Annotated in this window: 23 protein-coding genes; 7 read left to right on the top strand and 16 right to left on the bottom strand. The window is 51.8% G+C overall.

What is annotated here, in order from left to right; translation table 11 throughout:
* On the top strand, nt 1-282 hold a 282-nt coding region (locus GOX66_RS23425; protein WP_170766019.1), incomplete at its 5' end, for a tyrosine-type recombinase/integrase.
* 297 nt (nt 283-579) lie between these two features.
* Here GOX66_RS23425 and GOX66_RS23430 read toward each other — a convergent pair.
* From GOX66_RS23430 to GOX66_RS23450, 5 genes are all read right to left on the bottom strand, one after another.
* Nucleotides 580-1578 carry a transporter gene (locus GOX66_RS23430; RefSeq protein ID WP_170766020.1) on the bottom strand — a complete coding sequence of 333 codons (999 nt, stop codon included), beginning with the start codon at nt 1576-1578 and terminating at the stop codon, nt 580-582.
* A gap of 5 nt (nt 1579-1583) precedes the next feature.
* Complete coding sequence (locus tag GOX66_RS23435; protein WP_170766021.1) at nt 1584-2108, bottom strand: C39 family peptidase; 525 nt, start codon at nt 2106-2108, stop codon at nt 1584-1586.
* A gap of 87 nt (nt 2109-2195) precedes the next feature.
* Entirely contained in the window at nt 2196-2456 is a 261-nt protein-coding gene (locus GOX66_RS23440) for a hypothetical protein (protein ID WP_170766022.1), read from the bottom strand.
* 46 nt (nt 2457-2502) lie between these two features.
* A complete protein-coding gene (locus GOX66_RS23445) occupies nt 2503-3312 on the bottom strand; it encodes a cysteine hydrolase family protein (protein WP_170766024.1) in 810 nt (269 codons plus the stop codon).
* Nucleotides 3313-3680: 368 nt separating this feature from the next.
* Nucleotides 3681-4667, bottom strand: a complete 987-nt coding sequence (locus GOX66_RS23450; RefSeq protein WP_170766025.1) for a helix-turn-helix domain-containing protein — start codon at nt 4665-4667, stop codon at nt 3681-3683.
* A 273-nt stretch (nt 4668-4940) separates the two neighbouring features.
* On the opposite strand from GOX66_RS23450, the gene GOX66_RS23455 reads away from it, so the two are divergent.
* The 4 genes from GOX66_RS23455 (at nt 4941) to GOX66_RS23470 (ending at nt 8095) form a co-directional block, all read left to right on the top strand.
* Nucleotides 4941-5432, top strand: a complete 492-nt coding sequence (locus tag GOX66_RS23455) for an OsmC family protein (protein WP_170766027.1) — start codon at nt 4941-4943, stop codon at nt 5430-5432.
* A gap of 236 nt (nt 5433-5668) precedes the next feature.
* Nucleotides 5669-6301, top strand: coding sequence for a tyrosine-type recombinase/integrase (locus tag GOX66_RS23460; RefSeq protein ID WP_170766029.1), 633 nt, complete (start codon nt 5669-5671; stop codon nt 6299-6301).
* A gap of 501 nt (nt 6302-6802) precedes the next feature.
* Entirely contained in the window at nt 6803-7009 is a 207-nt protein-coding gene (locus GOX66_RS23465) for a cold-shock protein (protein WP_170766031.1), read from the top strand.
* 72 nt (nt 7010-7081) lie between these two features.
* Nucleotides 7082-8095 (top strand): fatty acid desaturase, encoded by a 1014-nt coding sequence (locus GOX66_RS23470; RefSeq protein ID WP_237212745.1) that lies wholly within the window; start codon nt 7082-7084, stop codon nt 8093-8095.
* Here the strand turns inward: GOX66_RS23470 and GOX66_RS23475 are convergent.
* The 11 genes from GOX66_RS23475 to GOX66_RS23520 all read right to left on the bottom strand — a co-directional run bounded on the left by GOX66_RS23475 (nt 8087) and on the right by GOX66_RS23520 (nt 18091).
* Nucleotides 8087-8335, bottom strand: coding sequence for a ParB N-terminal domain-containing protein (locus GOX66_RS23475; protein ID WP_170447556.1), 249 nt, complete (start codon nt 8333-8335; stop codon nt 8087-8089). The two genes, GOX66_RS23470 and GOX66_RS23475, sit on opposite strands and share 9 nt — an antisense overlap.
* Nucleotides 8336-8409: 74 nt before the next feature.
* Nucleotides 8410-9099 (bottom strand): hypothetical protein, encoded by a 690-nt coding sequence (locus tag GOX66_RS23480; protein WP_170766035.1) that lies wholly within the window; start codon nt 9097-9099, stop codon nt 8410-8412.
* 1716 nt (nt 9100-10815) lie between these two features.
* The gene (locus GOX66_RS23485) at nt 10816-11448 is read right to left on the bottom strand and encodes a tyrosine-type recombinase/integrase (protein ID WP_170766037.1); all 633 of its coding nucleotides are present in this window, start codon (nt 11446-11448) and stop codon (nt 10816-10818) included.
* A gap of 557 nt (nt 11449-12005) precedes the next feature.
* Nucleotides 12006-12578 (bottom strand): hypothetical protein, encoded by a 573-nt coding sequence (locus GOX66_RS23490; RefSeq protein WP_170766039.1) that lies wholly within the window; start codon nt 12576-12578, stop codon nt 12006-12008.
* Nucleotides 12579-12672: 94 nt separating this feature from the next.
* A complete protein-coding gene (locus GOX66_RS26095; protein ID WP_272871547.1) occupies nt 12673-12807 on the bottom strand; it encodes a hypothetical protein in 135 nt (44 codons plus the stop codon).
* A 165-nt stretch (nt 12808-12972) separates the two neighbouring features.
* A complete protein-coding gene (locus GOX66_RS23495; RefSeq protein ID WP_170766041.1) occupies nt 12973-14094 on the bottom strand; it encodes an alanine/ornithine racemase family PLP-dependent enzyme in 1122 nt (373 codons plus the stop codon).
* Entirely contained in the window at nt 14091-15290 is a 1200-nt protein-coding gene (locus tag GOX66_RS23500) for an N-acetyltransferase DgcN family protein (RefSeq protein WP_170766043.1), read from the bottom strand. Before GOX66_RS23500 ends, GOX66_RS23495 begins: the two co-directional genes overlap by 4 nt.
* Before the next feature lie 92 nt (nt 15291-15382).
* Nucleotides 15383-16147, bottom strand: a complete 765-nt coding sequence (locus GOX66_RS23505; RefSeq protein ID WP_237212746.1) for a hypothetical protein — start codon at nt 16145-16147, stop codon at nt 15383-15385.
* A 79-nt stretch (nt 16148-16226) separates the two neighbouring features.
* Entirely contained in the window at nt 16227-16580 is a 354-nt protein-coding gene (locus GOX66_RS23510; protein WP_170766047.1) for a hypothetical protein, read from the bottom strand.
* Between the two features lie 3 nt (nt 16581-16583).
* Nucleotides 16584-16892: a hypothetical protein gene (locus GOX66_RS23515; RefSeq protein ID WP_170766049.1), complete on the bottom strand. Its 309-nt coding sequence runs from the start codon at nt 16890-16892 to the stop codon at nt 16584-16586.
* A 446-nt stretch (nt 16893-17338) separates the two neighbouring features.
* On the bottom strand, nt 17339-18091 hold the full coding sequence (locus GOX66_RS23520) for a Crp/Fnr family transcriptional regulator (protein ID WP_170766051.1): 753 nt from the start codon (nt 18089-18091) through the stop codon (nt 17339-17341).
* Between the two features lie 135 nt (nt 18092-18226).
* Here GOX66_RS23520 and GOX66_RS23525 point away from each other — a divergent pair, with 135 nt between their 5' ends.
* Nucleotides 18227-18460: a hypothetical protein gene (locus GOX66_RS23525; protein WP_170766052.1), complete on the top strand. Its 234-nt coding sequence runs from the start codon at nt 18227-18229 to the stop codon at nt 18458-18460.
* An 11-nt stretch (nt 18461-18471) separates the two neighbouring features.
* Entirely contained in the window at nt 18472-18789 is a 318-nt protein-coding gene (locus GOX66_RS23530) for a hypothetical protein (RefSeq protein ID WP_170766054.1), read from the top strand.
* Nucleotides 18790-19252 lie beyond the last annotated feature (463 nt).

The raw sequence follows: 19252 nt of genomic DNA on the forward strand, positions 1-19252 counted from the left end.
TGCCGTTTCATGTTTCCCAGCCGGTTTCATGACCGCCCACATATCTCAACCCGCCAATATGGCCGACTTGTGCGGGATTGGGTGGCTGCGATTGGGTTAGAACCCAGCGGCTACAGCACCCATTCGCTGCGCCGGACCAAGGCGGCGGAAATCTACCGCAAAACCGGAAATCTCAGGGCGGTTCAACTGTTGCTCGGACACACAAAGGTTGACAGCACTGTCAGATATCTTGGTGTCGAACTTGAAGATGCGCTGAGCATCGCCGAACAAATCGACATTTGAACCATGCTGGCGGGCGGCACTTGCCGTTCGCCAATCCAGACCAGACCTACGGTCGTAACGCGGCAGTGGTTCAGTTCGAGCCCAACCCGGCCATCGCAAATGCTCGCTGCGCGCGCTCGCAGCACCAAAATTTCTGCGTAGGTGCAAAAACCCGTGATGCAGTGCGGCGGGGACTTCGGCCCTTCGTGTATCGCGCAGCATTTTGGAAGAGGCAAATTTACAGACCGCAAGATAAACTTGCCGTCTTCTATGTGCTGTCTAAATGCTGAGTGTTTGACCTCGATGCCGGCTCGTGTATCAAAATCTGAAAGGTGCAGAAACGGACAAAACCGTGTCGGGCGCATCGTCTGTAACTCCGAAAGCGGCATTCAAGTTCAAAAATAGATCCCGTTTCAAGACAACTCCGAGGCCGAAGTCCAATATACCTGTTGTCATTGACGTGCCCGGTACAGAAACCCCATCGGATTTCACATCGTCCTCAAAAAGGTAGCGCAGCGATACCGAGGAAGACACGTCTGGAGTAATTGCCAAAGACCCGCCAAATCCAAGCCCGTATTCCGGAGCGCGTTCAACTTTCACGCCATTAAAGTGGTCTGAAAATCTGTAGCGGTAAGAAATGTCACCAAACAGAGCGACTGGCGCTATCGTTTTTACCACGCTCAATCTGCCAGCCAGCTCATGGAAGCCCGAACCCAGCGGAACCAGGTCTTGGCTAAAATCATCACCCGTTGGTGCGGAATAGCTTAGGCTGGCGACTATAGAAGGGTCTGACCCACCACGTCCGATTTCTTTCCAAACAGTTAGTTCAGTGTCACCCAATCCGTCATTTGACCCGAAGCCGGAAATGTCCCGGTTCCACAGAGACGTGCGGGCGCCGATCATCCAGCCATTTTGAAGTCCCATACGGGCATCCAGCCCGCCGATTATGCTTTCATCAGTTGAATTGACTGCATCGCGACCTGAATATGCCCATGTGATCGATGGTGTAATTTCAATCACACCTGGCGCGAGTACCGCGTTGCCCCTTCTGACCAGCGCCCGTTCCAAGGCACGGTCCCCTAATGGGTCATTCTTTGCATCCGCGGGAAGTGCAGCTGTTGTAGCTACTGGTGTTGTTAGATCTCTGGTCTCGTTTCTAGTAGCCGCCAGTTGTTTTTCGAGGCTCTGAATTCGTTGTTTGAGAAGCGCGTTAGTCTGCTTTTGTGCTTCTAATTCAGCCTGAAGTTCTGCAACAGTTTGTGCCGAAAGCGGTAAAGCTGTAACGAAAAGAAATACAAGCGCAAACAGGTGCTTCACGAAAGCTACTCCCTAATGGCAAAAACCATGCCATCGTTCCAGACAGCTTCAAACCGGGCTCGGCTCATTGATCGATTTCCAAATGCAGGATCGGCGAGAAACACATTGCCATCGGCATCGACACCCTTGATGACAACGTAGTGGCTGTATCCTTTGACCGTGATTGGCACGATGGGCGATTGAAAATACCGGACATCGTCAAACGACATACCAGCCAACCCTACGGCTTTGTATCCGCGTCCTTCCACATAACGTTTCATGTCCAGCATCGAGAAACCGCCCCGATGCCGAACACGAAGTGGTTGAGTATAATTCAACATTCCGCTGGCGACATCGCGCTCAGAAACAGGATCGGAAAACGCGAAGGTAAAAACTGTTGCCAAGGCTGCGGCAGCGCAGCTGGCATCCCATTGCTGTATGATCACGCCTTCTTCGCGGATTTCCTTTAAGGAGCGCGTACCAATGTCTGCCGCAGCATCAATTGGGAAAAGCGCAGATATTGCCAGAGCTAAAAGGAGTCTCCTGGTCAATTATTCCTCGCGAAACGACATGAGCCGACCGGTGGGTCAGTCTCTACCTAGTCCAGAGTAGGTTGAACATACACCGTCAGAACTAAGTCACGGTTTTCTTGGAACTATGACACCTAGGTGACCGGCCTTATCGATCACACCTTGATCTGCTGCACCGTTATGAGTCGGTGCAAACCCTGCGGCGGACAATACCGGCCAAGGTTGAAGTGCAACGTTGTCACGTCCTGTACCTGCTACAACGTTATCTAGTTCAGCGTCACTCAAGACTTTCGGTGCAGACTTTTCATCTGCGAAAACGACACCGCCAATTGCACTCACTGCGATTGATATCATTAGAAGTTTTTTCATGGTCAAGTTCTCCTGAAAGTTAATAGTTTTCACTGTATCCGGTACTTCAGTTCAGCATTCCCGTGACTTCTTCTGTGGTCCACACAGCATTCGCCATGTAACGGAAATTGGTAAGTGCGGCGAGGTACCCATCGCCTTCGGGCAGCATCGCAGCGGCAGTCCCGTCTTTGACAACGCCGACTTCGAAGCCTTGCTCAAGCAGTTCGCGCAGATGGCTTTCTGTGCAAAGGTTTGCCGACATTCCCGCCAGAATGATCTGATCCACGCCATTCTTGCGCAGTTGCAATGCGAGATCGTTGTGCTCGGGGCCATACAGCTTGTGCGGCGATGAAACGATGGTTTTGCCATCATTGATATACGGCTTGTATTGCTCAAGGAAATCCGCACCCGATCCTTCGAATCCCTCCAGACTGAGCGGATCCTTGCGATCAAACATGCCGATTTTGTGCATCAGCTTTTCAAGAGCACCTTCAAATTTCCACCCCTTGTCCGTCGGGTAATAGTAGTGAGGAGAAACCGCCACAGTGATATCCGCCGCCTTGGCCGCTTTGAACAGGCTTTCGATGTTGGCGACGGTATTGTTGCGCTCAACTGAAGCGCCAACCACGCCCCAGGTTACGCCGTCCGGGCTTAGAAAATCGTTTTGTGGGTCGGTGACTACAAGTGCAACCCGAGACTTGTCGATGACCATGTCACTGGGCGGCAATGCTGGCTGCGTGGGTTCGGCATAAGGATCATCTTGTGCCTGTGCCGCCGTACCGGCCACACTGGCGGCAGTTGCTACGCCAATAGCGGCAGTCCCGGCAAGCGCTTGGCGGCGGGTGAGTTTCGGGTCGTTGTCGTGGCAGTTACACATGATTTTTCTCCGCCATTAAGGATTCACAGCAGTTACATATCTACATTTCTGATGTGCCTTATCGTCCGGAACTGGTGACTGGTTTGAATTTGTAGGTTTGCGGAAAAACTGGCGGTGTCAGTTCAAGGTTCCTCGCATTTGCGTGGATTGGTTCTAACTAAAGCCGATTGTTTCGGGATGCGTCGACCTGCCGAACCAGTACAGCCAGGTCACTTTCAAATTTTCTTCTCACTGGGTCGAAAGGCTTACTCGAGTGCAATATCCATCGCCCCACCGCGCACGCGATGGCAATGTGTTCTGCTCAAACTGCAAAACCGTCACTGAAGGGAATATGTTGCTGCGCTAGAGAAATTGCGTCTTATGCAAGTTTAGTTCTCACGATTTGATGCCAGTCTTCTGACAAATTGAAGAAACCCTCTTCGTTGGAGGTCCGGGTTTAACAGATATACAATGTGATTGGCACGAAACCCTGCAGGGTCGATCCCAAAAAAACCCTTGAACGAACGAGAAAAATAGCTCCGACTCTCGAACCCGACTCGATAAGCGATCCTCTTGACGGGAAGATTTGTGGTCGTGAGCAATTGCGCGGCACGTCGCAGTCGGATTTCCTTCAAAAAATCAATCGCGGTTCGATTGAAGGCCTTCTTGAAGCGCTCGGAAAATACGGTGCGGCTAAGACCAACATGATCTCCAAGGCTTTCCAAAGTATGGTTTTTCTGCGGATCATCCAACATCAATGAAAGCGCGCGACCGAGCGATTCATCACCAAGTGCCGCAAGCCAAGGCGCGAAGCACTCACCAGTCCTTTCAAACTGATTTCGCAACAGTGCAATCAAGCATTGTTTCATCAACATCTCTGCCAATACACTTGTGCCCGGTTTTGGGTCAGACAACTCATCAAGAAAACTGCGAAAGGAACTCCTAAAGGCTTTCTCGTGCGCAACGCTTTCGATGATTGGTTCTCTCAAGAATTCAAACAAATTAACCATTTGGAAATAAGTGGCGTTTACGTGACCGCACGCCAGAGTCAAACCTGGTGCGCAGTCTCCAACCGTCATGTGGTCCCAGTTGTTTGCAAGGGACTTGCATCTAGGGTCGGCGAAGTTGGCGAGATTGCTGACATCAGTCGTTATCGAAAGTTGCGAACCAGGCGGCACGATCATGACAGAGTGGGGGAAAAGAGTGTGTTTTTCACCGGTTACTGACAAAGCGAAACCTTCACCTGCCAGCACATAGTGAATAGAGCATTTGTCTTCTTCTTTGATTGAAAAGGCCGCATCACGCCTGATTTCACAAAGACCAAACGGAAGTATTTCAACTTCCAGTCCCGTGCAAAGTTGCTCAAAGATTAACATTTATGCGCCCCGAGTAGATTTTGCGTGATGCGCAAACCCCCACCATTGGATAGCGAATTCCTCCACCAGGCTACCAATGCAATAAAAAATATCCTACAATTGGAGTGTATATTCTGCAAGTGATCGAGATGCTTGAAGATCTATGGTCAACATGATCTTTGGGGTCCCGTTTGACAGGAGTAGTTAGTGACAACGCGCCACAATATCGATGTCGAAACCCTTGAAAAGTTCAGAGATTCACTGGACCAAGACCCGAATGTCGGGAAGCTTCATATGGAGGCAAACGCGATCTATCAAGGTCAGGCAGGCCGAAGCATGGTACATGTTGGCCCCTTCGCCCTGGACGATACCCCAATCGACAGACCAGCGCGAAAATACGCCTTTCCTTTCGGCAACCAACGTGAGGTTGAGGATCTGCTCGGGATGGAGGGCTCCACTGATCGAATTGAACCTGTTGAAATGGTTCTCGCTTCCATAGCAGCGTGTCTTGTGAATTCGATTTCGGTGAACGCTGCCAGGCTGGGTATCGACACATCCGGCATCAAAATCAATGTCCGCACTACTTTGGACCCACGAGGCCTCTTGGGTCTCGCGCCAGCCGACGACTCTGACGAGAGCATTGGCGAAATTGAATATGACGTGAAAGTCGACGGCGACATAAGTGATGATGACTTGGAAATGGTTCGCAAACTGTGTCTCTATTCACCTGTTTACGGCATGGTTTCCAAATCAATAAAAGTCCGCGGAGAAGTTACGCGGGTATAACGTGAAGATACTCCGCCAGAAAGCTCTTGAATTACAGCCCTTTTAAATTCCATTCACTTAGCGGACATTAAAATTATGTGCAGCATAAGGTAAAAAGGGCTCAGAGCGGCTCAATGCATCTGCGGCGTGTCCCAAAGAACAAGCAATCGGACAACGGCCATTCAAGCCAACAGTAAAATTCAGGTGTCAGCACGGTGCTGATGTCTGGGCTTGGCGGGAGGATTGGAGGGCCCAATATGCCAAGAGTCCAACTTCCCGCTGTCAACCCGAAACGAAGAGCCTGGAACAAGGGCCGGATCGTCGGCCAGAAAAGGCCGCTGTTGCCGAAACAAGTGTGGGCAATCCGCGCGCGGCTCGAATTGGCCAGGAATCTGCGTGATCTCACGCTGTTCAACGTGGCGATTGATAGCAAGCTTCGCGGATGCGACCTGGTGAAACTGTCCGTCAGCGATTTGGTCAGAGATGACCGCGTTCGCGAGAGGGTGTCTGTGATCCAGAGCAAAACCCGGCGACCCGTTCAGTTCGAACTCTCTGAAAACACGCGGGATACCATTGCTGCATGGATCAAGTCGCCGGAAATGATCGGCTGCCGTTTCATGTTTCCCAGCCGGTTTCATGACCGCCCACATATCTCAACCCGCCAATATGGCCGACTTGTGCGAGATTGGGTTGCTGCGATTGGGTTGGAACCCTGCGGCTACGGCACCCATTCGCTGCGACGGACCAAGGCGGCGGAGATCTACCGCAAAACCGGAAATCTCAGGGCTGTTCAACTGTTGCTCGGACACACAAAGGTTGACAGCACTGTCAGATATCTTGGTGTCGAACTTGAAGATGCGCTGAGCATCGCCGAGCAAATCGACATTTGAACCATGTTGGCGGACGGCACTTGCCGTTCGCCAATCCAGGTCAGTCCTAAGGTCGCGCCGCAGCAGTGGTTCGGTTTGAGCCCACTTTGTCGAAGGCTGCGCCGGGCTGAGATGGCTGCGATGCGCAGAAAGCAGACTTTGCAAAGTCTCGCTACGGCATCAAAACTGACGCTTATCGCTGTCTCGGATGTAGTAGGATAGATTCTCAAAAGCGGTCATTGATCTTTTGTACTGCCTACCCAAGCCGCCTTCGCGTTTGGATCGCAGAGCAACAGCGTCATCTCAACTTTTCGGGTTCTAAGCCAGACAGACTCAGATCCTCTGTTGTCCTTCGAAGCATCAAGGCTTGTATCGTGCGTACCCGAAGTCCATATACATCAGGCTTACGTTTTTCTTTTTCGACCTGCTGTCTCCCAAACTTGGCGTTCAGTCTTTCGATTCAGACCGACCACGCCGAGTCGCCGCAATAATGCGGGCGGCAAGTATTAGGAGACTTCCACCATGGCAAATGGCACAGTAAAATGGTTCAACTCGACCAAAGGTTTTGGCTTTATCGAGCCTGAAGATGGCAAGCGCGACGTGTTCGTACATATCTCAGCACTTGAACGTTCCGGCATCAGCGAATTGAAAGACGGCCAGAAGGTTACTTTTGACGTCGAAGCTGGCCGCGACGGACGCGAAAGCGCCGCCAATCTGGCACTGGCCTGACCTTTTACGGGCACCCTTATGGGGTGCCCGTTTGCACAATGGGCTGCTAAAAGCCCTTGGAGAAAAAGTCAGTTGCAACAGCAGGAATTGACCCGGGCGCTCGCGCAATACCGTGTGCCCGATACGAAGCGTAGCGTTTTTGAACTGACAATCACTGTCATCCCCTTTTTCGCGCTATGGGGCGCAGCGTGGTTTGCGCTATCCCTTAGTATCTGGGTCACTGTTCTATTGGCCATCCTGAACGCCGCATTTCTGGTGCGTATCTTCATCATCATGCATGATTGTGGTCACGGATCTTTCTTTGGAAACCGCACCGTTTGCAATTGGACCGGCCGGGTTCTGGGTGTTCTCGCCCTGACACCCTATGACGTCTGGCGGCAAAGCCATGCGATTCACCATGCCTCAACCGGTAACCTTGATCGGCGTGGTATGGGTGACATTCCTACATTGACCATTGAGGAATACCTGAAACGGAATTGGTTCGGGCGTGCCGCTTACAGGTTAATCCGGAACCCCTTCTTCCTGTTCTGTATCGTACCGGTCTACACGTTCTTTTTTCAAAATCGCTTGCCCTTTGGTTTCATGCGGTCAGGCTGGCTGTATTGGGCAAGTGCAATGGGAACAAACGCCGCGATTGCGGTGGTCCTGGCTCTGATTTTTTGGACCGGAGGCCTGGATGTACTGGTTTTTGTATTCCTTCCAACCATGATCGTCGCGGCATCGATTGGTATTTGGCTATTCTATATTCAACACCAGTTTGAACACACGACTTGGGAGCGGGAAGAAGTGTGGAATCTTCAGAACGCCGCATTCTATGGAAGTTCTCACTACGCCCTGCCAGGCATCCTGCGGTGGTTCTCTGCCAATATCGGTGTGCACCATGTTCACCACCTTGCCAGCCGCATACCGTTTTATCGGCTAAACGAGGTTTTGCGTGACCATTCCGAGTTGGAAAATTGCCAGCGTATTACTCTATATGAGAGCCTTCATTGCGCACGATTGCATCTTTGGGATGAAGAAAGTCAGCGCCTGCTGACGTTTTCTCAGGCTTTGTCGAACGCCAATCCCAACAAGAGTTTAGTGTAATCTGGCGCGCACCAAAAAGGCGTCGACAGTATCACCGCCGAGGGCGCGAATGGCCTCTAGTCGGTGAAGGCCTTCAATCAGCACGAACCTCTTGTTGTCCGCGCGTATCTGAATCGGGGTCTTCTGGCCGTTCTTCAGGATATCTTCGGCCAGCGTCAGGACTTTTTGCTGATCAAGTGTTTTTGCACGCTTCACAGGTACATAGATCAGGTCGAGCGGGTATGGTTTCTTCTCCAGCATAAGCTACGTGTGCAACCTTTCGTGCATTTGTTCCGGTTCAGAGTTCTCTACAAAAGCGGGGGCTGGAACGTACGTCATAGAACCGAACGAACAGCGTCGCGCAGTTCCTGATGCATAATCCAAGTCGCTGGCTCATCGTCACTTTCGATGCGAGAAAATGCCAGGACCTGCGCGGCGCCATCATTCTGTGCCGATCCGGCTTCGGGAAGTTCGAGTTTCAGATATTCTGCAATCAATAGTCCGATTTTCTTGAAGACCTTGATGGAGGCTTCGCGCGATTTGTAACCGGCTGCCTGAGACATGTGACCAATAGTCAGACCTTCCTTGCCTGCGATTGTGAGTGCTTTGAGCATTGTGACCTGCGCAGGGGTGAGCCTGATCTGGCGCAATGCCTCGGCATATTCTCTTTCACTGGGAACGAGGGTGCCGGAGTTTCCCTCCAAACGGCGTTGACCGCTACGCTTCCTGTCTCGTTCTTCGAGAATTTCTTTTAATGCTTCAATGGCCAATGCTGGTGTTTCGCCGACTGCATCGGCAATCATTGCCTGCGTTTTAGCTGGTGGCTTGGGGAATGCGCGCGCAACGATGTTACCGCTCAGAATGCCAGCCTTAATCAAGTATTTTCCAAATTCTTCCTCAATCACTCCTGACACGTCAGCGTTTCGCGACTTACGAACACTGCGGTCCTGAAATGCTCTTTGTTCCAGACCACGAGCTGACATCTTTGAACCGGGAAGGGTTACTTGAGGGGCATTTTTACGCATCAGAGAAACACCACTGCAATTATCGCCGCAAAACACACTGCTGACACAATAGATATCTTAATCCTGTAGGACCGGCGACGAGCCTTTTCGGCTTTGAGGCTTTTACCCAGGTTTTCGTCAATCGAGTTATGGTTCACGGCTTGGTCCTTCCGGATTTGTCAGGTGGCTTTGGTTTCCATCAACCGGTTGTTACGGCACATTTTCGGTGCACTTATCGTTCTGTCTTGTGAACGGCCGATTACATTCCCAACCATCACCTCTTCGATTCAAATGAGCGTTTGAAGGGACAAGGATCGCAACGCACCTGTCCCGGTTTGCGCGAAAGCCACGTTCGCATTTCCATCCAGAGTAGGTTTCAGGCGCAAGGTATGCATGCTGTGGAACAAACACAGGCTCACAGCCGCTATCCGCTGCCCTGTAACCTCTGATGCACACCCAACCATCCGCGCTGTGTTTGTCAGTCAGGCGGCCGTTGCTCGGGACATTTATCGCAACACAATCCTGGTTCTCCTTACGAAATCCCCAGTTGCAGTGTATTTCCTGTGCGCCAAACCGTGTTTCGACGTATCCATTTTGAGGTGCAATCACTTCTTCACACTCTTCTCCGACACGCTGGAACAGCCGATTGCACTCCCATTGATCTCCGGTTGATGCAAGATAGGCATTTTCTGGAACTCTTATTTCCTCACAAAGTTCTCGGACATTTTGAAAACCATGATTGCATTCCCAGCCGCTGCCATAGGAGCTACCTGTCAAATATGCGTTTTCTGGTAAGTCTATTCTTTGGCACGATCCGTTCTTGTTTTCGAAACCTTCGTCACAAACTGATCCATCGGCATTGCCTGCGACCTGGGCAGGAAGCTGCGTTCCTGAGAGCAACACCAAGAGTGTCGGGATCAAACAAAGAATGCAGCGCGTAAACACGATGAATGACTGATTGAAACGGAGCCTGAGACCTGATCTATCGGGCATCAAGCACGCAATTTATGAGCCATGTGCTGTTCATACGACGCCTTCTTTCCTGGGTCATGCGACGATTGGTACTTGTCTGGTGACAATTGCGACTGCTTGCGAGGAACGAGCTCATAGCGAAGACCCCAGCGAAACCCGTCCAATGCTGGGGCACATGCTACAGTTAGTCTGAAGGTCATTGGATCATCGAAACCGGCAGCATCGCGGCGACGAGTAATTTTCACCAATGCACTTTTTGTGGTCCTTAGCCAGCATAGAGTCAAGGAAGTTTCCCTCGTCGCAACGCTAGCACCACTAGGGCAGATAGTTTTTGAAACTGCCGGTGACCAAGATTCCTGGTGAACTACCGAAAGAAATTGTCTGGTATTAGTTTTTCGTTGTGTCGATTTGGGGCCAGGCTAGCAGCGGGTGGCAGTTGAAGTCCGCGTTTCAGTTGTCGGGCCTGAGTGCGGCGAAAGAGGAGTATGTGATCAAGGCTTCCTCGCAACTAGGAATGACTGGCCGGACGACATTGGCTGTCAGGCGAGGATGTTCGCGCCGCTTCTGCACAAGTACCCGCGGCGCGATCAAATGGCCGCTCGGGCACGCACCCTGTAAATTGCGCCTGTGCCGAGAAATCTGTGCTGCGAGCGCACGCAACAAGATTTTGACACTTCCGCTCAGGGCTCGCTACGTCCCACCCCTGCGTAAAAGAACTAGAACCGCTATGGATTGGCGACCGACAGCGCCGATCGCCAAACTGTCTCAGATGTCTATGCGCTCTGCAATGCTTAGCGCGTCTTCCAATTCAACGCCCAAGTATCGCACGGTGCTATCGACTTTTGTGTGCCCAAGCAGAAGTTGGACCGCGCGGAGATTTCCTGTCTTGCGGTAGATCTCAGCTACTTTGGTTCGGCGAAGCGAATGCGTGCCATATCCGCTCGGTTCCAATCCGATTGCGGTCACCCAGTCTCGAACCAGCCTGCCATACTGGCGCGTCGAGATGTGTGGTCGATCATGGAATCGGCTTGGAAACATGAACCGGCTAGCAAACATTTCCGGCGATTTTACCCATACCAATACAGTTTCTCGCGTGTTTTCCGTCAGTTCGAATTGAACAGATCGCTTGGTTTTGCTCTGGATCACCGAAACACGCTCACGGACGCGATCGTCTTTGACAAGATCGGTCACAGCGAGTTTGACCAGATCGCAGCCGCGTAGCTTGCTATCAATCGCGACGTTGAACATTGTGAGATCACGCAGATTTCCAGCAAGTTCGAGCCGTGCACGGATCGCCCAGACCTGTTTTGGGAGTAGCGGTCGTTTCTGACCGATGATCCGCCCCTTGTTCCAAGCTCTGGGTTTTGGGGTGACTGCAGGTAGTTGGACTCTTGGCATATTTTGCACTCCGATCCACCCTCCGCACCCAAGCAACAGCACCGCGCTGACCACCGAATAGTACAAGCGGCGTGAATGCCTGCAGTCCGATTATGAATACTGGCATGGTTTAAGTGTGTGCATTCGGCGGCTTGAGCCCATATCACTACGCAGAAGAACGGTTCGCGTCCAAACCGCGCGCACGCTTCGTCTTCAGCACCGATTACCGATCGGGTTCCACGTTAAAAGGCCCGGGTCAGCACCAATAAGATAAAATGAGATATGATCAGAAAAGCTGGTAAGACCGGCGTCAGGTTATCTGCGACGCCGAGCTAACCCGGGGCTTACAGAAACGCCACTTCGCCAGGCGCTCAACCCCTTGCAGCGTCGACAAATCCGCTCTCCGAACCCCTCGCTCCAGAATGGAGTTCTGCAACGTAGGCACGGGCGTTCTTGCGGCACGTCATTGTGGGCGCGAGCCATGATCGTATCTGCTTCGTTGTCGAAGTCTTCCATCAGTTCTCAGCCTCGATTCCTGTTTTGGTTTATTCAGCGACTGGAAAAGAAAGTTCCGAGCCCTAAGCCTTGAGATTGAAGTAGTTGCCTGGTTCAGACTGTCCGATGGGACGGCCTGTAATCCGAGGGGTTTTATTAGGACGAACTGGCATTCCTTCGTTCTCAGCAGCTTGGACAGCGAAAGCATACCGAGAACCGCTTCCGCATCCTCGCGGTATGGCTCGTTGATCTGATGATCCGTCGTCTGCCTCAGAAATGAGCGACTCCGAGTAGAGGTGCCGAAGTTGAGTCTCAGACACACCATCTGCTTCCATGATCAATTGCACCATCGGATCGGCCAAAAGCTGGTCGAGCAAGAACTGCGACAACTGCTTTGAAGACAACTTATCCTTTGCGCGGGCTCTCTCCAAATCAGCAAGAGAAACGGTCAAGGTTCGCGCCAGACCGGGGTGAGATTTCCGTGGATGCAGAAAGATTAATACCGATGCCTTCCAGGCTTCTGGGTCCGAATAATCTGGTGGTGCGGAAAGCTCAGTTTCTATGTCGTATTCGCCTGCCGGGAGTAATTCGTCGAAGCCAGGGAAAGTAAACGGCTTGGAAAAGACTGCGATTGTCTTGCTGATTATCTGGTTCATTTGGGTAGTTCTCCTTTGGGTAGTTCTCCTTTGCTGATACCGCTCGCTCGGAGATGCAGACAAGAACAAGCCACCCACTCCCGGCAGGGTATTATCAGTATTGAGGTTTAGGCTTTGGTTTTTCGGGGACGACGTCAGGCGCTTCAGACGTAACTTCTTTTTTCGGTGCGCTCGCATCGTTTTCCTTCAGCGCGGCAGCCGCTCTGGTCGTCAGGTCTTTGAAAGACATCATTTTGATCCTTTGATTGTCCGCAACACCCACGAGCCCAGATGGGGTGTAAAAAGTGAATGCGGCTACGTCCAATATAGGGATTGGGTGCCTCATTTACTACGTAAAGCTGCGGAATAAGACAGGCGGCTGAAGTAAAACCGAGGCGGCGGCAACCTTGGCGCGCTATTTTCGATTCGAGTATGGGCGATCAGTGTTCGCTGCGGTGCATTTAACCAATGCGCTATCACCATGGAAGACCTTTGCTACATCGGGTGCAGCCATGCCGCGCGAGAGCGCGCTATACTTCATTCTCAGCTTCACCTCGCCACCAGGGCGAAGCAGACAATTGGTGTTTTCAACAACGATATGATCACTGGTGGCTCCGACGAACGTGACGCCAGCAGGGAATATTAGACCCGCCGCATCGGTGTCCTGGAGTCCAATCGCAAGGATCGACCGAGTATTCGAAGGACTGTCTAAAGTCACACACTGCATTGAAGGTATAGGATAAATCATTTGCAAGGGATTTGGATTTGATTTGGTCTTCGTTTCGATCACTTCCGCCCAAAGCGTAAAAACATCTGTGTAAAGCCCGTCGATCGCGTACCCCGAAACGGGATCGGTACCCAGCAGGATGGCCTCACCCAGACGCAGGTTGTTGATCTTTCCGGTCGCCCCCTTGCCAAGCGCCCATGGCAAACTGGCAGAGCCGCCGCCTGACACTGTTTCCAGAGCGGGTCCACTTGCAAGTTCGGTGTCGGCGGCAAGCGACGAAAGCAATTCCATTGCTCCTGCAGAGGGTGCCACATGACCCAGACAGGCAAAATTTGCGCCAATCCCCTTCAGAGAAATCCCTTCCATTCTAAGAATTTGAGACACAGTGCTTTCAAGATGTTCAGGCAAGATGCCATCCCGCATATCCCCCATTTCCACCATCAGGATAATATTGTGAGTAATGTTCTTCCCCAGCGCCTCGATGGCCAGGCTGGCGATAATGTCCATCTCAGTGTTGAAGCTGACATCGCAGTTATCAAGGACTTGCGCGACTTGGCTCAGCATGGGCGTTCGGATCAAGGATATGGAGCACGAGATGCCAGCATCGCGCATACGCATGATATTGCTGATCCGCGCGTCCGCCAGCCCTGTCGCGCCACCTTTAAGCATAGCATTCGCAATCTCAGGATGACCGCAAACGGCTTTTGTCACACCTGTCACCGTAATTCCGCGGGGTCTAAGGTGGTCGACCAGGAACCGTGTGTTGTACCGAATTTTGTCCAGATCAACGTCGATACGCAGCTTGCTCATTCAATCGTCGTAGCACGTACGGGTTGCAAGCGCGGAAAGGCAGATAGAACCATATTCACCAAGTTTTTTGGAGGACGGTTCAATGCGTCAGTGACCGGGAGATACAATTTGCAGTTGTAGTCTGTGATGGCCTTTGAAATCTCAACATCATTCATTCCTTCATGGTTGATCGTCATGCCAATTACCTCTGTGTTCGCAAAAGCCTCGATCAGGGTGATTTCATCGCAAGGGTCGGGCATAGTCATGTTGGGGAAATCACATCGACGTTTTCGTTTAGGCGCGTGTTGAAGAATAACTGCATGTGGCTGACTGCCTCGCAGAATGAAGGCTGATGTGCAAAAAGCCGGATGGCTTAGCGCGCCCTGGCCCTCGATCACTATTACATCCGGGTGCTCACCCTCGGATGCTGCAACGACAGCGCGCTCAAGTTCGCCACAACAAAATTGCGGCGGCACCGAATCCATCGCGACACCATACTTGGCGCCCTGCATCAAACCTGTTTGGCCGGTGCCGACCAAAACTGTTTTGATCCCATGCGCGTTAAGTGCGCCTGTCAGGATTGTCGCGGTTGTACGCTTTCCAATTGCACAATCGGTGCCGAACACCGCGATGCGGATCGCCTGGACGTCTCCAATACTGCCATCTAACAGGCGCAGGTCGGGATTGGGCCGCGGCTTGCGAATGTCGCGTATCGTGACATCGTGAATTTTGGCAAATCCGGCGAGCTCTTTGTCATCGCTAAGAAATTCATGCAGCCCACTGACGATGTTCATTCCGAGCGTTATCGCATCCACAACAACTTCGCGATCCTCAAGGGACATTCTGCCGCTGGCCGGCGCCATTCCGTAAATAAACGTGTCGGGGATCGTAGCTTCATTAGCGACGGCGGCATCAAGATCATCGAAGATGGGAACCTGATTTGCGACATTATCAAGCACTTTGCCACTGTCACAACCGCCATACGTGCTGTCGATCACCGAAAGAACGCGATAGGCCTGTGAATGTCGAACGAGACCATTAGCCGTCTTGCCATCGATCTTTGCGAAGTTTCCTTCGCAATACACAATTGCAGTCGGTGTATCTGTCACAAGTGTCTTACGGTGAAGCACCGGAAAAACGGCTTGTTCAGATGGCAGCTTTTGCGCATCGCTGGCAATGAACTTCCTGGCATCCGACGCAATGGGTACGGGTTTCATATTTGTTCCTTTTTGGAGTGTGAAACGCGCGTCCTTGGTAAGGACGGGCAAAAACTGTGAAGTTTGGGAAAGTGGGCTTTCTGTCTGAATTCTCACTGGTTCAGAACACACAGCCCTTCTGATCGATGATAGTTTTTGTGGCATTGCCACCCATTTCCGGATCGGTCGATATGGGCATTTGCCGGTAGCTCGATTGCATTGCAGCGATCACCGGACGCCTTGTAGCCACGTTCGCATTTCCATCCAACTCCATGGACCGCGTCATCGTAGAAAGCATTTTCAGGCACAAAAACGGTATCGCACCTTCCGTCGCGCTCAAAATACCCACGATCGCACGTCCACGGACGCCCGCTGGTTGATGCGTTCAGAAAAGCGTTTTCCGGCACTGCTACTGCCACGCATGCTTCTCCGTCGATTTCGTAGCCACGGTTGCAACGCCATGCAGATCCATAAGTGCTGTTCGTCAGGTAAGCATTATCAGGCACGACAATTTTCTGGCAGCTGTCGTCTACTCTTATGTACCCCCGCAGGCATCGCCACCTCTCACCTGATGGATCGAGATATCCGCCCTCAGGCACAATCACTTCAGTGCATGAGGTGCCGCCAACTTCAACAAAGCCATGCATACATGCCCACCCTGAGCCATAGGTTCTGTTTGTGGGGTAGGCATTTCCCGGCACGACAATGGCCACGCATTCTTCGCCTTCCAACCGATAGGACAAATCGCATTCCCAGCCCCCGCCATACTTTTTGGCATGCGCGTTATCCGGGATGGAAATTGTTTCGGCCGATGCGGAATTTGAAAGGATGAAGAAACCTGCCAAACTGCTGAAAACGACAACAAACAACGCGGTCATGAAATGAGTGCGAGACCAGTGCTGATTTTTTCGAATTGTCCTGGTGCAAACGGCGTTGTCCGAATGTTGAGTGATTGAGTTACGATCCATCCAGGTTCAGCCCCTCAATGCAGGCCTGTGCCAGATCTTTGTTGGGGGTTTGGGATCCCGGTACCGTTGCCCAGCCGGCTTCCATGACGGCATCCTTCCGTTTGAAAGAAGAAGCCTCTTTGATTGTCGTTATTTTTTCGGCGCGTTGGGCGTCAGTTCTCGCCATGTCGACGCAGACCGGAACCAACGCAGCGATTACATGGTCGCGGGACATGGCGTTGGCCATCTTGTCTGCGCTACCGCCGGTCATCCATCCACCCCAAGAAAACCCAACGACGCCTACGAAAATCCCTCCGATCACGGCGCCGTAGATTCCGGGTTTAAGCCATTCGGGCGTGTTCATAATCTATTCCTCCTGCGGGGAAAGCGCCGCATCGCTGTCATTGTTAGATGTGGCCAAGGTCTGGTCGTGCTTGAGCGCCAGTTCAAAATCCTCTGGGTCGATGGGGCGCATTTCCGTGCGGCCTGGCTTGCTGCCTTTGCCCTGAATTGTCAGGTAGGTTCCGGTTCTTCGATATGCTTCGAAACTCAGGCCCTGTAGTAGTTCTTCTTCAACAACTACTTCATACTCGCCTGCAGGAAGTTCATCCGGGTAGCCGGACAAAGAGAACGGATTTGAAAACGTCACCAAAGAACTGGACGATCTCGTGCTCACCTTGGTCCTCCATATAGTTTGTTGGGTCTTCCCCGCGAAGTCTGCCGCGGTACACGCTCGTAAGCGCCGCAGTAGTACTTGCGTAGTAATTTAGAATAATGTGCAAATGGCAGACGCGGGCTGATCGATGTTAGTCTGCGGCCAATGACCTGAGATTTTGTTGGAATCTCAAATGCATTTGGTGTCCGAGGATCAGGTGGTGCCAAAAATTGACTAACCTGCGTCAGTGCAACGATGTTTGGATTCCGGCAACGTGATGTGTGTTGGCGGGATATTTGCTGGCGTGTTCTTAACGAGTATTTGAGGAGCGCAGGAAATCCAGTACCGCAATCGGACTGTATTTATCTTGCGCTTCTTTTTCAGTGAAATCTCAAATCTATCGAAGCGAATGGCGTCTCTAACCAGGCAACTATCATCAAAATCCCGGCATCGCCGAAGAGGTGAACCTATTGCTTCAACAGTGGCCCGGCCTGATCCAGATAAGTGGGGTCAAAACCGGCCAACGTCACCAGTCCGTCATAATCATCAAATGCCACTTGCCCGGATTGAAAAGTAACCAGCCCCTTCTCCCGCAGTTGCCTTAGGACACGATTAACATGTACGGCACTCAGTCCCAGCGCATCGGCAAGATGGTATTGTGTCAGTGGGCAGGCATATCCCAACTTGGTTGCCATCCCGACCTGAGTCAGCCTCAAACCAAGTTCCAAAAGAAAATGCGCCATGCGCTCACCCGCATCTCGCCGTCCGATGTTGACCAGGTGTTCAACCACCATCGCTTCATCTCGAGAGACCGCCCAAAGAATTGCTGTCGCCAGCCGGGGCGTCTGCGCAAATGCTTCCAGGAGATCATCCACTACTACCTCAATAGCTTGGATTTCCATGATAGGTTCTATGCTGTGATCCGAGGTGTGCAGCAGAACGCTTCGCAAGCCCAGAAAGTCACCCGGTATTTGGAAATCGACGATCTGACGCGAGCCGTCAGTCTGGGTTTTGTAGGAACAAACCCAGCCCGAGGCCAGAATGTAGGCAGCCTGCTCTGATTGCCCTTGATGCACAAGGTCACATCCGGCTTCAAAGGTTCTGCGACGCTTGTGCAGGCGTGCTAATACCGCAAGTTCAACCTCAGTCAGAGCGACGAAGTTTGAGAGCTTTCGGGTGAGTGGACTGTTTTTGATAGCGCGCAAGTGTTCTTCCTTCATCGATGAGCAGCCCGCGAAACTATCCGTCGCCAAGACTGCTTTCGATCAGTTAAGTATACAGCAATCTATGCCAGTATGGTGCAATTCATCGTGGCGCTTCCTTGCTTGGACGCCTGTTAAAAAAGGACGTCTACCATGGCTGACCGGCAAGACCACTCAGGAATGGCCGCACTCTCAATTTGTGAAGCGCTTTTGCTTGCAATTAAAGATCGTGAGCTCCTGACCGAACATGAGATTGTGGGAGTTCTGCGTGACGCAGCTGCTGCCCACGAAACAGCGGTCGGCAATAACGATGAAAAGGACATGCACCAGGCCGCCGCTGTTCTGATAAACAAGATCATTGCTTCCGGCTATCGCGTTCGGCAGTAACGTTAAGTTCCGTGTCAAAAAAACAAGATTACGCTCGTCAAAACAGCATAACAGCAAATAGAATCACTTTTGGTGCCTCGTTCCTGATCAATTCAAACACAAAGCAAGAACCAAAGTTCCAATCTCTGCAATATCTCGACTTAATGAAAAATTCCACGACTGCGGCTAACTCCTGCTTCCTCGCCGACCTGCATGAGCCACAACGAGAATTTGCTTTCTGGCTGAAGGTCCGCATGGCCTGTCCTGCTGCACTGCCCGCGACAACGCAAACGTTGGCTTTGTCCAGCTTCTTAGTTGTTGATCCTATTTGCTGCGAAACTACGGTTTGATAGTATCGCATCATCATAGCTTTGAATGACCGGTCTGGTGACAACAGCTGCATCGCAGCGATGAATGTGCCGCAACAGCAAATCAATGCTGCGTCAGCAATTGCCGCGATCGCACAAGCCCGGTTTGTCCGCATCTTGCCCATTCGATCGTAGCGCAGCGAAGGCCCGAAATGACTGGTGATACGATTCCGCCCTAACCGGAACATTTCTCTAACCCAGTAGTCTCTCTGATCCCGGCATCACATTCACAAGCGCAAGCAGTCGCTGGTATGTGACGCGCTTTTCGATGTGTTTTTTTGTCGTCTACCAATTCCCAGCGGTGGCTACGAACAACGTCAGAGCGCGAAAGATCAGATATCATGACCTCCGTGGTTAAAGGCTGTGTCCATCATCTTCATGGACATGGGCGGCCTGTTCGCGGGTATGGGCGATCTCCTGCACCACGGCGGCAATCTTGCTGGAT

This window comes from Ruegeria lacuscaerulensis, assembly GCF_013031245.1.
In the GTDB taxonomy this organism is placed as follows: Bacteria; Pseudomonadota; Alphaproteobacteria; order Rhodobacterales; family Rhodobacteraceae; genus Ruegeria; species Ruegeria lacuscaerulensis_C.

Bases quoted from the DNA above. Each gene is read 5' to 3' on its own strand.
- GOX66_RS23480 (WP_170766035.1), bottom strand. From the start codon at position 9,099: ATGCGTAAAAATGCCCCTCAAGTAACCCTTCCCGGTTCAAAGATGTCA.
- GOX66_RS23465 (WP_170766031.1), top strand. From the start codon at position 6,803: ATGGCAAATGGCACAGTAAAATGGTTCAACTCGACCAAAGGTTTTGGC.
- GOX66_RS23520 (WP_170766051.1), bottom strand. From the start codon at position 18,091: ATGAAGGAAGAACACTTGCGCGCTATCAAAAACAGTCCACTCACCCGA.
- GOX66_RS23445 (WP_170766024.1), bottom strand. From the start codon at position 3,312: ATGTGTAACTGCCACGACAACGACCCGAAACTCACCCGCCGCCAAGCG.
- GOX66_RS23485 (WP_170766037.1), bottom strand. From the start codon at position 11,448: ATGCCAAGAGTCCAACTACCTGCAGTCACCCCAAAACCCAGAGCTTGG.
- GOX66_RS23510 (WP_170766047.1), bottom strand. From the start codon at position 16,580: ATGAACACGCCCGAATGGCTTAAACCCGGAATCTACGGCGCCGTGATC.
- GOX66_RS23475 (WP_170447556.1), bottom strand. From the start codon at position 8,335: ATGCTGGAGAAGAAACCATACCCGCTCGACCTGATCTATGTACCTGTG.
- GOX66_RS23525 (WP_170766052.1), top strand. From the start codon at position 18,227: ATGGCTGACCGGCAAGACCACTCAGGAATGGCCGCACTCTCAATTTGT.
- GOX66_RS23500 (WP_170766043.1), bottom strand. From the start codon at position 15,290: ATGAAACCCGTACCCATTGCGTCGGATGCCAGGAAGTTCATTGCCAGC.
- GOX66_RS23440 (WP_170766022.1), bottom strand. From the start codon at position 2,456: ATGAAAAAACTTCTAATGATATCAATCGCAGTGAGTGCAATTGGCGGT.
- GOX66_RS23460 (WP_170766029.1), top strand. From the start codon at position 5,669: ATGCCAAGAGTCCAACTTCCCGCTGTCAACCCGAAACGAAGAGCCTGG.
- GOX66_RS23495 (WP_170766041.1), bottom strand. From the start codon at position 14,094: ATGAGCAAGCTGCGTATCGACGTTGATCTGGACAAAATTCGGTACAAC.
- GOX66_RS23450 (WP_170766025.1), bottom strand. From the start codon at position 4,667: ATGTTAATCTTTGAGCAACTTTGCACGGGACTGGAAGTTGAAATACTT.
- GOX66_RS23505 (WP_237212746.1), bottom strand. From the start codon at position 16,147: ATGACCGCGTTGTTTGTTGTCGTTTTCAGCAGTTTGGCAGGTTTCTTC.
- GOX66_RS23455 (WP_170766027.1), top strand. From the start codon at position 4,941: ATGGAGGCAAACGCGATCTATCAAGGTCAGGCAGGCCGAAGCATGGTA.
- GOX66_RS26095 (WP_272871547.1), bottom strand. From the start codon at position 12,807: ATGTCTTTCAAAGACCTGACGACCAGAGCGGCTGCCGCGCTGAAGGAA.
- GOX66_RS23490 (WP_170766039.1), bottom strand. From the start codon at position 12,578: ATGAACCAGATAATCAGCAAGACAATCGCAGTCTTTTCCAAGCCGTTT.